Origin of the sequence: Magnetospirillum sp. ME-1, assembly GCF_002105535.1 — a bacterium.
Lineage (GTDB): Bacteria > Pseudomonadota > Alphaproteobacteria > Rhodospirillales > Magnetospirillaceae > Phaeospirillum.
This window is the reverse complement of record NZ_CP015848.1, coordinates 1,472,174-1,485,941: the sequence shown is the minus strand read 5'-3', so window position 1 is coordinate 1,485,941 and position 13,768 is coordinate 1,472,174. Positions and strand designations below refer to the sequence as shown.

At 66.1% G+C, this 13,768-nt stretch carries 8 protein-coding genes; 2 read left to right on the top strand and 6 right to left on the bottom strand.

Annotated elements, in window-relative coordinates:
• Positions 1–8 precede the first annotated feature (8 nt).
• Positions 9–1,496 (top strand): L-piperidine-6-carboxylate dehydrogenase, encoded by a 1,488-nt coding sequence (gene amaB, locus WV31_RS06865; protein WP_085372861.1) that lies wholly within the window; start codon positions 9–11, stop codon positions 1,494–1,496.
• A 62-nt stretch (positions 1,497–1,558) separates the two neighbouring features.
• A complete protein-coding gene (locus WV31_RS06860) occupies positions 1,559–2,218 on the top strand; it encodes a cyclic nucleotide-binding domain-containing protein (protein WP_085372860.1) in 660 nt (219 codons plus the stop codon).
• A gap of 10 nt (positions 2,219–2,228) precedes the next feature.
• Here the strand turns inward: WV31_RS06860 and WV31_RS06855 are convergent, their stop codons facing one another.
• The 6 genes from WV31_RS06855 to gltB all read right to left on the bottom strand — a co-directional run bounded on the left by WV31_RS06855 (position 2,229) and on the right by gltB (position 13,281).
• On the bottom strand, positions 2,229–3,053 hold the full coding sequence (locus tag WV31_RS06855) for an MBL fold metallo-hydrolase (RefSeq protein ID WP_085372859.1): 825 nt from the start codon (positions 3,051–3,053) through the stop codon (positions 2,229–2,231).
• 107 nt (positions 3,054–3,160) lie between these two features.
• Positions 3,161–3,886: an SAM hydrolase/SAM-dependent halogenase family protein gene (locus tag WV31_RS06850; protein WP_085372858.1), complete on the bottom strand. Its 726-nt coding sequence runs from the start codon at positions 3,884–3,886 to the stop codon at positions 3,161–3,163.
• A gap of 12 nt (positions 3,887–3,898) precedes the next feature.
• Entirely contained in the window at positions 3,899–5,110 is a 1,212-nt protein-coding gene (locus tag WV31_RS06845; RefSeq protein ID WP_085372857.1) for an NnrS family protein, read from the bottom strand.
• 101 nt (positions 5,111–5,211) lie between these two features.
• Positions 5,212–6,834: a methyl-accepting chemotaxis protein gene (locus tag WV31_RS06840; protein WP_085375510.1), complete on the bottom strand. Its 1,623-nt coding sequence runs from the start codon at positions 6,832–6,834 to the stop codon at positions 5,212–5,214.
• A 395-nt stretch (positions 6,835–7,229) separates the two neighbouring features.
• A complete protein-coding gene (locus WV31_RS06835; protein WP_085372856.1) occupies positions 7,230–8,648 on the bottom strand; it encodes a glutamate synthase subunit beta in 1,419 nt (472 codons plus the stop codon).
• A gap of 1 nt (position 8,649) precedes the next feature.
• Positions 8,650–13,281: a glutamate synthase large subunit gene (gene gltB / locus WV31_RS06830; RefSeq protein ID WP_085372855.1), complete on the bottom strand. Its 4,632-nt coding sequence runs from the start codon at positions 13,279–13,281 to the stop codon at positions 8,650–8,652.
• Between the last annotated feature and the right edge of the window lie 487 nt (positions 13,282–13,768).

The following is a 13,768-nucleotide window of genomic DNA, read 5'->3' as shown; positions in this document are numbered from 1 at the left end:
GAGGCCCCATGGACGTCTCCGAGCTGCTGGCCCGCCTGGGCCTTGCCCCGCCGAGCGGGGGATTGGACGTCCGCTCGCCCGTCGACGGCGAGGTCATGGCCTCTGTCCCCCTCACCACCGGCGTCAACGAAGCGGTTGACGCCGCAACCCAGGCTTTCCGCGTCTGGCGCGAGGTACCCGCGCCGCGCCGGGGCGAGCTGATCCGCCTGTTCGGCGACGAACTGCGCCGCGCCAAACCCGATCTCGGCCTGCTGATCACCGTGGAAAGCGGCAAGATCCTCCAGGAAGGCCTGGGCGAGGTGCAGGAGATGATCGACATCTGCGACTTCGCCGTCGGCCTGTCGCGCCAGCTCTACGGGTTGACCATCGCCACCGAGCGCCCCCGTCACCGCATGATGGAGACCTGGCATCCGCTGGGGCCGGTGGCGGTGATCACCGCCTTCAACTTCCCCGCCGCCGTCTGGGCCTGGAACGCCGCCCTGGCCCTGGTCTGCGGCGATCCGGTGATCTGGAAGCCCTCGGAGAAGACGCCGCTCACCGCCCTGGCCGTCAACGCGTTGTTGACGGGCGCCGCCCGGCGTTTCGGCGGGGTGCCGGAGGGGCTGTCGCAGGTGGTGATCGGCGGAAGCGACCACGCCCGCGCCCTGGCCGACCACAAGGCCATTCCCCTGGTCTCGGCCACCGGCTCCACCGCCATGGGCAAGGCCCTGGCGCCGCGCGTGGCCCGGCGGCTGGGCCGCTCGCTGCTGGAGTTGGGGGGCAACAATGCCGCCATCATCTGCCCCTCGGCGGATTTGGGTCTGGTGGAGCGGGCCGTTCTGTTCGCCGCCGCCGGCACCGCCGGCCAGCGCTGCACCACGCTTCGCCGCCTGATCGTCCACCGCTCGGTCAAGGCGCCCCTGGTGGAGCGCCTGAAGGCCGCCTATGGCCGCACGCCTGTGGGCGATCCCCGCGACCCCGCCACCCTGGTGGGGCCGCTGATCGACGGCGCGGCCTATCAGGCCATGCGCCACGCCCTGGCCAGGGCCGAAGCGTCCGGGGCGGCCATCCACGGCGGAGAACGGGTGATGGTCAATTCCTGGGAGGGGGCCTTCTACGCCCGCCCCGCCCTGGTGGAGATCAAGCGGCAGACCGATCTGGTCTGCCAGGAAACCTTCGCGCCGATCCTCTACGTCATGGCCTATGACGACCTGGGCCAGGCCATCGCGCTCAACAACGGCGTGGCCCAGGGGCTGGCCTCGTCCATCTTCACCCGCGATCTGGGCGAGGCCGAGGCCTTCCTGGCCGCCTCGGGCAGCGATTGCGGCATTGCCAACGTCAATATCGGCCCCTCCGGCGCCGAGATCGGCGGAGCCTTCGGCGGCGAGAAGGAGACCGGCGGCGGGCGGGAATCCGGCTCGGATTCGTGGAAGGCCTATATGCGCCGCGCCACCAACACCATCAATTACGGTAATGACCTGCCGCTGGCCCAGGGAATCGTCTTCGGCGACGGGTGACGTCACACTTCGTTGCGCCTCGCCCGTTGCGGTGCGGCGCAAAATCCAGCACATTCGCCCTCATGAACGAGATCAGCGCCCCCCTCGCCCCCCTGCCCAAGGTGGGCGAACCCAAGATGGAAAAGCTCGCCGTCGCGGCGGGCGCCGTCCTGTTCCGCCAGGGCGAGCCCGGCGATGCCGCCTATATCCTGGAAAAGGGTAAGGTGATGATTTACCAGCAGGTGGAAAGCCAGCGGGTGGAACTGGACACCATCCGGCCGGGCGAAATCTTCGGCGAGATGGCGGTGATCGACTCTTCGGAGCGCATGGCGACCGCCGTTGCCGCCACCGACTGCTCCGTCACCCGCGTGCCCCAGGCCATCTTCAACCGCAAGCTGGAAGCCACGGACAAGTTCGTCCGTGCCCTGGTCAACATGTTCATCAAGAACATCCGCACCTCGCACCGCATCTTCGTGCGCCGGCCCCGAAGCTTTCGTGACAACATCAAGCTGATCCGCCATTTCGCCTTCAACATCCACCGCTACGCCAACCTGATGGACGACCGCCCCCTGGCGACCGAAATCCAGGCGGCACTGGACAAGGTGGAGAAGGCGGTGGCCGAACTGGCCGAGATCGGTACTCGCGCCAAGGACAAGCGCCACGATCATATCGTGGAGGATGGCGACGCCCACAATGTCGGCCTGAAAACGGTGATGAGCACCGACGGACACCGCAAGCTCTAGGCGTTCAGCCTCAGAGCACGATTTCCATATTGTCGCGGGCGACCACCACGCCGTCCCACGTCGCGAGCGCCTCGGCCTCGATGCCGGCCATGACGTCATCGGTGTGCTCGGGATCGTGATGGAAGATGGCCAGCCGCCTGGCGCCCGCCGCCCGCGCCAGACGGATGCCTTCCTGCCAGGTGGAATGGCCCCAGCCGACCTTGGAGGGGAACTCGGCGTCGGTGTAGGTGCAGTCGTAGATCACCAGATCGGCGTCCTTCATCAGGAACAGCACGTTCTCGTCGATGGTGCCGGGCGTATGCTCGGTATCGGTGATATAGGCCATGGCGGCATCGCCGGTTTCCAGCCGATAGCCGCACGCCCCGTTGGGATGCTTCAGCGGCGCGGTGCGCAGGGTCACGCCGTCATAGGGGGTAAAGACACGGCCCACCTCGAAATCCTCGTAGGAGACGATTCCGCGCATGGCGGCCAGGGGAACCGGGAAATTGGGGGTCTCCATCTGGCCGGTCAGCACGTGCTGGATGCCGCGCGGGCTGCCCTCCTGCTTCGGCCCGCGAATCTCCAGGCGAAAGGCCGGATTGTAGGCCGGCGCGAAGAAGGGAAAGCCGTTGATGTGATCCCAATGGGTATGGGTGAAGAACAGCTGAGCCTGTCCCAGGCCACGGCCGATGATATCGCGCCCCAGGCCCCGGATTCCGGTGCCGGCGTCAAAGATCACGATCCCAGCCTCGGTGGTGACGGCGATACACGACGTGTTGCCGCCATAGACCACGTGATCGGGCGAAGGACAGGCGATGCTTCCGCGCACCCCCCAAAACTTCACCGAACAAGCCATCCATCACTCCCGCATCCGGCCCCCGTGACGCCCAATTGTAACCGGCGCGCCACCCTGCTCCTATGTATTTGGTCACACAAACAGGGAAAAATAAGAAAGAATGTTAGTTAATTTGTGACGATACTTCCAATGGCCAGGACCGAAAGGCTGGACGCCGCACCGCCATTGACGGCGATTTCGGCCAGGCCCGAGGAATTCTCGTACCAGAACCCCGTCCCCGGCTTCACGTCCGAGAAGGTACGGGCACGGCGAAACTCCTCTCCTCCCGCCCGCAGGACGGCATCCTGGGCCAGAATCTTGGCGCGCTGGCCGGTCCAGGCGTTGCCGTAATGATCATGGTAGATGACGGCGGCCAGGTCATCGGGCCAGTCGGCATGGGGCAAGGGCTCCACCGGCCGGCAGCCGCAATCCTCGGGCCCCAGACCGGCCGCCAGCCGGGCGGCCACGGGGGCGAACAGATCGCGCCCATGGAAACTGGCCGACAGGTTCTCGGGACGCCAGACGATCTCCCAGGCGCGGAAGGTCCTGGCGCGGCGCGCCAGGATTTCGAACAGACCATTGTCGGGACCGAGGTAAAGCACGCCATCCGCCTCGACCACCAGCGGCCGGCGCTCGCCGCCGACCCCGGGATCGACCACCGCCAGCACCACCGACTGGCGGGGAATGGCGGCGGCCAGGGCGGCCAGCAGATAGGCGGACGCCTTGGGATCGAAACTGGGGGCGTCGGCGATCAGGTTGACCACCGGCTCGGCCGGCAGAGTCTGACGGATGACCATCTCCATCTGGCCGAGATAGGGGCCCTGGGCCCCGAAATCGGTAAAAAGGACGATCATCGGCAGCCTCCCTTACCCCGGCCGCCCGTCGGCACGCGGCTTGGTGCAGATGGGAAAGTAGACCACGACGTAGAGAATCCAGCCAAGGGTCCACAGCCCGCCGCCCACCATGGTCAGCGCCATCATGCCGTCGGGGATCACCGGGGCCACCACGCGGAGCATGGCGCCCGCCGAGATCAGGCCATAGGCCCAGACGGTGGCCTTGGCCACCACCAGGGGATGGCCGGCATGGCCCAGCGCGGCGCGGCTCATCACCGCGATGATCATGGTGGCCACCGATCCGGCGGTCAGCGCATGCAGCGCCGCCGAGGGCGGCAGCGCATCGATGAAGGCCGACAGGCCCAGCAGCGCGAAGCCCAGCACCATCCAGGCGTAGCCCACATGCAGGATGACCAGGATGGGGTTGGACACGGTCTTGAGACCATGCCAGCCCGACAGCCGCCAGGCATGGATTGCGGCGGCGACCAGCAACAGCACGCCGGCCAGCGGCGAGGACGGCAGGAACACCTGGGCAAGACCGGCCAGGGCGACGATGGCCCCCGCCCCGCCCTGCTCGATCCAGCCCACGGGCGCCACATCCACCGGACGGCCCTGCATGCGCAGCCAGTTCTGGGTGAAGGACGGAATGATCCGCCCGCCGACGATGGCGATCATCAACAGCAGGATGAAGATACCGAGCGTCACGCCCTTGAGCCCGACCGCCTTGCCGGTCAGCGCCTCGATGTGGGCGCACAGCCCCGCCAGCCACAGCACGCCGAGAATGGGCAGGAAGACGATGTTGCGCCACTTGCCCGCCTCGATCAGCGGCTTGGCCAGCAGGAAGGCCAGCAGCGGCAGGAAGCCCAGGTCGAGCGCGGCCACCAGAGCCGGCGGCAGCACGCCGGCCAGCGCGACGGCCACGCGGCCGGCCAGCCACAGGCCGAACAGCGCCATCAGCGGCCTGCCCGACACGTGATGGGAATTGGTCCAGTTGGGCACCGCCGTCAGCAGGAAACCACCCACCGCCGCCCCGGCGAAGCCGAACACCATGGCGTGGGAGTGCCAGACCACCGGATTCCAGTTGGACCCCACCGGCAGGATGCCGGCGAAGGCCAGCAGCCACATGGGCAGCATCACCGCCGCCTGGATGGCGGCGAACAGGAAGAACGGGCGGAAACCGGCGGCGAAGAACACCGGCCCCTGGTTTCCTTTGTAGACGGGTTCCATCAACGGAATCGTGGCCATGAACAAGCATCCTGAAGCAAACGACCGGCGGATGGTGCCCCATCGCCGGTCGCCTGACCTTGAGGCGGGTCAAGGATGCCGCCTAAATAATGGCCGTCCTTTTACATCCCCCGCACTTCGCCCAGGAAGCGGTCGACGCCGGTGCGCAGGGTTTCGGATTCCCGGGCCAGCCCGGCGGCGGCGCCGAGCAGGTCGCGGGCGGCGTTTCCTGCGTCGGAGGCCTTCCGGCTGATGGAGGAGATGTGGCGCGACACTTCCTGGGCCCCGCCCGCCGCTTCGTGGACGTTGCGGGCGATCTCCTGGGTGGCGGCGCCCTGCTGATCGACGGCCTCGGCGATGGCGGTGGCGATCTCGTCCATGCGGCCGATGGTCTTGCCGATGCCTTCGATGGCGCTCACCGCGTCGGCGGTGGTGGACTGGATGGAAGCGATCTGCTGTCCGATCTCGTCGGTGGCCTTGGCGGTCTGGCTGGCCAGATGCTTGACCTCGTTGGCGACCACGGCGAAGCCCTTGCCCGCCTCGCCGGCGCGCGCGGCCTCGATGGTGGCGTTCAGGGCCAGCAGGTTGGTCTGGCCGGCGATGTCGTTGATCAGGCGCACCACCTCGCCGATGCGGTCGGCGGCCTCGGACAGGCCGCGCACCACGGAATCGGTGCGATGGGCGGCGTCCACCGCCTCCCTGGCGATCTGGGTGCTTTCCATGACCTGGGTGCCGATGCCGCGGATGGAGGCGGAAAGCTCCTCGGCGGCGGCGGCCACGGTCTCCACGTTGGAGGACGTCTGCTGGGCGGCGGCGGCCACCGCCTGACTCTCCTGCGACGCCTCGTCGATGGAGGCCGCCATGCCGTTGGCGGTGGATTGCATGCGGCCGGCGGATTCGCTGACGGTCACCACGGTGGACTTGACGCCACGCTCCAGTTCGCCGGCCAGGGTCTCCAGGGTGGAGCGGCGCTCGACCTCGGCCTGGCGGCGCTGTTCGGCGCGTTCCTCCGACATGCGCTTCATGGCCAGGGAGTGCTCGCGGAACACCTCGGCGGCGCGGACCAGATCGCCGATCTCGTCGCCGCGCCCGGCGCCCTTGATCTCGACGGCGGTGTCACCCTCGGCCAGCTTGCGGATGCCGCCGGTGACCGAGTGCATGCCCGAGATCACGTTGTTGCCGATCCACCACGACACCAGCAGCACGATCAGGACCACGGTGGCGGTGATGCCGCCCATCTGGGCCATCTCGGCCTGGAAGGCGGCATCCACGTCGTCGATATAGATGCCGGACCCCACCAGCCAGCCCCATTCCTCGATACCCTTGACGTAGGACACCTTGGGCACCGGCTTGTCGAAGCCGGGCTTGGGCCACAGGTAATCGACGAAGCCGGCCTTGTCCTTGCGGACCACGTCGATCATGGCGGCAAAGAAATTCTTCCCGGCCGGATCCTTGAGATCCATCAGATCCTTGCCCTGCATGTCGGGACGGATGGGATGGACGACCATCTTGCCGGCAAGGCTGTTGATCCAGAAATATTCGGTCCCGGAATAGCGCATGGCCTTGACCGCCTCGATGGCGGCGGCCTGGGCGGCCTCGGTGGTCAGGGTGCCGGCCTTGGCCTGGGCGATGTAATGCCCGATGACGCTATGGGCGGTTTCGACCACATGCTGGGTCTTCACCTGTCGCGCCGTCATCAGATCCTGGCGCAGATTGGCGAGATTCGCCGTGATGATTGCCCCCATGCCAATCAGGGACAAGATCACAATGAGAAGAATTTTGGCCCGAAAACGCCAATTGCTGATCGACATGTGCCGCTTATCCCAAGATTACCGTGGAGACGGTTCCTCCATCCGTGCCCCTTCTATGACGGTCATATAAGACAGTCAATAAGTTCGGCCGCATGTCCAGCATGCATATACTATTGGCTTCAACCACAAGGGGAAAAGCATGAGAAGCACATTGCCATAAAGACAAATATATTGCCTTTTGCGGTCAGTTTTAAATTATCGATCGGAAAATTTATTATCTTAATTCTGTTGTGAAGAATAACAAATCACCCGACCGCAAACCATCCCCCCAGAATCATTCGAGGGGGCGCGGTCAACACGACCACACCCCCTCGACGAACTTCATCTATTCAGCACACGGGCAGGTCACTGCGCCCCATGAGATAGGCGTCCACGGCGCGGGCAGCCTGGCGGCCTTCACGGATGGCCCAGACCACCAGGCTCTGGCCGCGACGGATGTCACCGGCGGCGAAGACCTTGGGGTTGGAGGTCTGGTAGGAGGTGGTGTCGGCCTTGACGTTGCCGCGCTGATCCTTGTCCAGGCCGAGACCATCCACCAGCCCCTCATGGACGGGATGGACGAAGCCCATGGCCAGCAGCACCAGATCGGCGTCGAGCTTGAACTCGGTGCCGGGGATGGGCTGGAACTTGGCATCCACCTGGGTGCAATCCAGGCCGGTGACCTTGCCGTCCTGGCCGGTGAAGCGGATTGTGGACACCGACCAGCGGCGGTCGCAGCCCTCGTCATGGGAGGACGAGGTGCGCAGCCGGTTGGGCCACAGCGGCCAGGACACGCCCTTGTCTTCCTTCTCGGGCGGACGGGGCATGATCTCGATCTGGGTAACGGAGGCGGCACCGTGGCGGTTGGACGTACCGACGCAGTCGGCGCCGGTGTCGCCGCCGCCGATCACCACCACCTTCTTAGCAGTGGCCAGGATGTCCTCGGCCCCAACCGCCTCGCCACCATTGCGGCGGTTCTGCTGGGTGAGGAAATCCATGGCGAAATGCACGCCCTTCAGCTCGCGGCCGGGAACCGGCAGATCGCGGGGCTTTTCCGAACCGCCGGTCAGCACCACGGCGTCGAAGCCGTCCAGCAGGTCCTTGACCGCAAGAGTGACGCCCACATGGGTGTTGGTGCGGATCTCGACGCCCTCGGCCTCCATCTGGGCGACACGGCGGTCGATGACGTCCTTTTCCAGCTTGAAGTCGGGAATGCCGTAACGCAGCAGGCCGCCCACCTTGGCGTTCTTCTCGAACAGGGTGACGGAATGACCGGCGCGGGCCAGTTGCTGCGCGGCGGCCATGCCGGCCGGGCCGCCGCCCACCACCGCCACGGTCTTGCCGGTCTCGCGCTTCGGCAGATCGGGGACCAGCCAGCCTTCGGCGAAGGCGCGCTCCACCACCGCATGCTCGATGGTCTTGATGGCCACAGGCGCGTCGGTGATGTTCAGCGTGCAGGCCGCCTCGCAGGGCGCGGGGCAGACGCGGCCGGTGAATTCCGGGAAGTTGTTGGTGGAGTGAAGGACCTCCGAGGCCTCCTGCCAGCGGTTGCGGTACACCAGATCATTCCAGTCGGGAATGATGTTGTTGACCGGGCAGCCCTGGTGGCAGAAGGGGATGCCGCAATCCATGCAGCGCGCACCCTGCTTGGCCAACTCTTCGTCGGTCAGCGACTTGGTGAACTCGCGATAGTGCTTCACCCTCTCTTCCGGCTTTTCATAGCCGGGGGTCTGGCGGTCGAATTCCTTGAAACCGGTAGCCTTTCCCATGTCAGCGCCCTCCCCCAACGGCCACTTTGGGTTCCTGGGCCTTCTGCATTTCGAGCAGGGCGCGCCGGTAATCGACCGGCATCACCTTGACGAATTTCGGCATGTAGTACTCCCAGTTCAGCAAGATGTCGTGGGCCCGCTTGGAGCCCGTGTAGTGCTGGTGGTTCCTGAGCAGCGCCTGGATACGCGACGCATCGTCGCGGGTCATGTCGCCCATGACGTCCACCAGGCCATGGCCTTCCAGATCGCCGGCCTGGTTCTCGTGCTTGGAATTGGCCTCTTCCTCGGCGGCCACCGGCTCCAGCTCGACCATGGAGAGGTTGCAGCGCTTCTTGAAGTCGCCGGCCTCGTCCAGCACGTAGGCGACGCCGCCCGACATGCCCGCCGCGAAGTTGCGGCCCGTCGGGCCGATGACCAGCACCACGCCGCCGGTCATGTATTCGCAGCCGTGGTCGCCCACGCCCTCGACCACCGCGATGGCGCCCGAGTTGCGCACGGCGAAGCGCTCGCCCGCCACGCCGCGGAAGTAGCACTCACCCTCGATGGCGCCGTACAGAACGGTGTTGCCGACGATGATGTTGTCCTCGGCCGGAGAGGTGAAGGCCTTGGACGGATAGATGATCACGCGGCCGCCCGAGATGCCCTTGCCCACGTAATCGTTGCCCTCGCCTTCCAGCTCGAGCGTGACGCCGCGGGCCAGGAAGGCGCCGAAGCTCTGGCCCGACGTGCCGGTCAGCTTGACGTGGATGGTGTCGCCGGGAAGACCCGCATGGCCGTAGCGCTTGGCCACCTCGCCCGACAGCATGGCGCCGACGGTGCGGTTGACGTTGCGCACCGGCTTTTGCAGGCGCACCGACACCCGGTCTTCCAGGGCCGGCTTGGCCTCATTGATCAGCTCGCGGTCCAGGATGTCGACCACGTCGTGTTCCTGGGTCTCGCAATGCCGCTCGGCCACGCCCGGCTGGGACGGAATGCGGTGGAAGACCTTGGAGAAGTCCAGGCCCTTGGCCTTCCAGTGGTCGATGGCCTTGTTGACGTCCAGCAGGTCGGAGCGCCCCGTCAGCTCGGACAGCGAGCGCACGCCCAGCTTGGCCATCCATTCCCGCACTTCCTCGGCGACGAAGAAGAAGTAGTTGATGACGTGCTCGGGCTGGCCGACGAAACGCTTCCGAAGCTCCGGGTCCTGGGTGGCGACGCCCACCGGGCAGGTGTTGAGGTGGCACTTCCTCATCATGATGCAGCCCGCCGCGATCAAGGGCGCGGTGGCGAAGCCGAACTCGTCGGCGCCCAAGAGCGCCGCGATGATCACGTCGCGCCCCGTACGCAGGCCGCCGTCGGCCTGCACCACGATGCGGCCGCGCAGCTGGTTCAGCACCAGGGTCTGGTGGGTCTCGGCCAGGCCGATCTCCCACGGGCTGCCGGCATGCTTGATGGAGGTCAGCGGCGAGGCGCCGGTGCCGCCGTCGAAGCCCGAGATGGTGACGTGGTCGGCCTTGGCCTTGGACACGCCCGCGGCCACGGTGCCCACGCCGATCTCGGAGACCAGCTTGACGGAGATGCGGGCGGTCGGGTTGACGTTCTTCAGGTCGTAGATCAGCTGGGCCAGATCTTCGATGGAGTAGATGTCGTGATGCGGCGGCGGGCTGATCAGGCCGACGCCGGGGGTGGAGTGACGCACCCGGGCGATGACCTTGTCCACCTTGTGGCCGGGCAGCTGGCCGCCTTCGCCGGGCTTGGCGCCCTGGGCCATCTTGATCTGGATGTCGTCGGCGTTGACCAGGTACTCGGCGGTGACGCCGAAGCGGCCCGACGCCACCTGCTTGATGGCCGAGCGCATGGAATCGCCGTTGGCAAGCGGCAGGAAACGCTCCGCCTCCTCGCCGCCCTCACCGGTATTGGACTTGCCGCCGATGCGGTTCATGGCCACGGCCAGGGTCGAGTGGGCCTCGTACGAGATGGAGCCGAACGACATGGCGCCGGTGGCGAAACGCTTGACGATCTCCTTGGCGGGCTCGACCTCGTCCAAGGGAATGCCGTTGCCCGAGGTCTTGATCTCGAACAGGCCGCGGAGCGTCAGCAGACGCTTGCTCTGGTCGTCGATGGCCTTGGAGAATTCGCGGAATTTGTCGGCATTGCCCGAACGCACCGCGTGCTGCATGGAAGCGATGGTCTCGCTGGTCCAGGCATGCTCCTCGCCGCGCAGACGCACGGCGTACTCGCCGCCCACGTCGAGCGCGTTGCGGTAGACCGGCGCGTCGGAATAGGCCAGCTGGTGGCGCCGCACGGTTTCCTCGGCCACGCCCGCCAGCGAGATGCCCTCGACCCGGCTGGAGGTCCCGGCGAAGTAGGTGTTGAGGAAGCCCGTCGACAGGCCGATGGCGTCGAAGATCTGGGCGCCGCAATAGGACTGGTAGGTGGAGATGCCCATCTTGGCCATCACCTTGAGGATGGCCTTGGCCATGGCCTTGATGTAGCGCTTCTGCACCTCGTAGGAGGACAGCGGCTCGGGCAGGTTGGGGCGCATCTCTTCCAGCGTCTCGAACGCCAGATAGGGATTGATCGCCTCGGCGCCATAGCCGGCCAGCACGCACATGTGATGGATCTCGCGGGCCTCGCCCGTCTCCACCACCAGGCCCGCCTTGGTGCGCAGTCCTTCGCGGATCAGGAAGTGATGCACCGCGGACACCGCCAGCAGCGACGGAATCGGCACGTTGTCCGGCCCCACCGAGCGGTCGGACAGCACGATAATGTTGAAGCCCTCGGTCACCTTGGCCTTGGCCTGACGGCAGATGCCGGCCACGGCGGCCTCGAGCCCCGCCGCGCCTTCCGACGCCGGCCAGGTCATGTCGATGGTCACCGCCTTGAAGCCGGACCCGGGCAGGGTCTCGATGCGGCGGATCTTCTCCAGATCCTCGTTGGTGAGGATGGGCTGGCGCACTTCCAGGCGCTTGGCCTGGCCGCCATCCTGGCCGAGACCCAGCAGGTTGGGGCGCGGGCCGATCAGCGACACCAGGCTCATCACCGATTCCTCGCGGATGGAATCGATGGGCGGGTTGGTCACCTGGGCGAAGCACTGCTTGAAGTAGTTGAACAGCAGCTTCGGCTTGGCCGACAGCACGGCGATGGGCGTGTCGGTGCCCATGGAGCCCACCGCCTCCTGGCCGGTGACGGCCATGGGCTGCATCAGGAACTTGACGTCTTCCTGGGTGTAGCCGAAGGCCTGCTGGCGGTCCAGCAGGGTGGAGGGATCGGGCTTGACCGTCTCGACCGGGATGTCCAGGTCTTCCAGCATGATCTGCGACTGGGCCAGCCACTCGGCATAGGGCTTGTCGCCCGCCAGCTGGGCCTTGATCTCGGAATCGTCGATGATGCGGCCCTGCTCCAGGTCGATCAGCAGCATCTTGCCGGGCTGCAAGCGCCACTTCTTCTTGATGCGCTCCTCGGCGATGGGCAGCACGCCCATCTCGGAGGCCATCATGAACTTGTCATCCTTGGTCACCAGATAGCGGGCGGGACGCAGGCCGTTGCGGTCCAGCGTCGCGCCGATCTGGCGGCCGTCGGTGAAGCACACGGCGGCCGGGCCGTCCCACGGCTCCATCAGGGCGGCGTGATACTCGTAGAAGGCCTTGCGCTTCTCGTCCATCAGCGGGTTGCCGGACCACGCCTCGGGCACCAGCATCATCATGGCGTGGGCCAGCGGATAGCCGCCCATGACCAGGAGTTCCAGCGCGTTGTCGAAACAGGCCGAATCCGACTGGCCTTCCGGGATCAGCGGCCACAGCTTGGCCAGATCGTCGCCCAGGACCTTGGATTCCATGGTCTGGCGCCGGGCGTTCATCCAGTTGAGGTTGCCGCGCAGCGTGTTGATCTCGCCGTTGTGGCAGATCATGCGGAAGGGATGGGCCAGCCGCCACGACGGGAAGGTGTTGGTGGAGAAGCGCTGGTGCACCATGGCCAGCGCGCTGACCATGCGCTCGTCGGAGAGCTCCTTGTAGAACACGCCCACCTGGTCGGCCAGCAGCATGCCCTTGTAGATCAGGGTGCGGGTGGACAGGGAGGGAATGTAGAAGTCGCGCTCCGAGCCCTCGGGGGCCTTGTTGAACACCTGCTTGCGGATCACGAACAGCTTGCGCTCGAAGGCCTGCTGGTCGGCGCAGTTGGCGCCCTTGCCGATGAACACCATGCGCACCACCGGCACGGTGGGCAGCACCGAATAACCCAGGCTGGAAGAATCGGTGGGAACGTCGCGCCAGCCCAGCAGAACCTGCCCCTCGGCCTTGACCAGGGTCTCCACATGGGCCTCGCACGCCTTGCGGATGCTTTCATCCTGGGGCAGGAACACGCAGCCGGCGCCGTAGGAGCCCTCGGCCGGAAGGGTGATGCCCAGCTTGGCCGCCTCGTCGCGCAGGAAGGCATCGGGCATCTGGATCAGGATGCCGGCGCCGTCGCCCGCCTTGGGATCGGCCCCTACCGCCCCGCGATGGGTGAGATTGACCAGGATCTCCAGGCCATCGCGGACGATGTCGTGCGACTTGCGGTTCTTGATGTCGACGATGAAGCCGACGCCGCAGGCATCGTGTTCGTGACGCGGGTCATAGAGTCCCTGTGCTTCGGGCAATCCGCTGATATTCACTTCGTCTTCCTTTATACCGCCCCGCGGCCCCTACCGGCCGCGCAAGCCTGATCCAACACACCCAAACCGTCCCTTGGGCGGGCAGACAGCCCCCCTCCCGATCACCAGCGGCGATCGGCCAAGTTGGACTTCATACGGCATTCCGCCCGGTTCGCCAAGAGTAGGTTGCACCCTGCCCGCCGCCCTCGGTCCCGCAGCGGAAATGCGGTCACTGATCACGGCCGGTTTTCGCGGGACTCCGCCATAGACTTGGACAACCACAACGAGGCCCAACCCCGCCCCTTGTAAAATGGCGGCTCAATTCCCTCATTCTTTGTCGAGGCGATCATAGACTTCACCTCGCGGCAATTGCCCGCCAGCCCTTGGAATAGGGTGTTCACCCGATCGGCGTCACATGACAATTCCATGCTTTGACAGGGTGCGATTTTGATGGCCTTATTTGATGAATAATATTCAGGCGAGCGTGAAGACGGGAAAAACCCCCGCG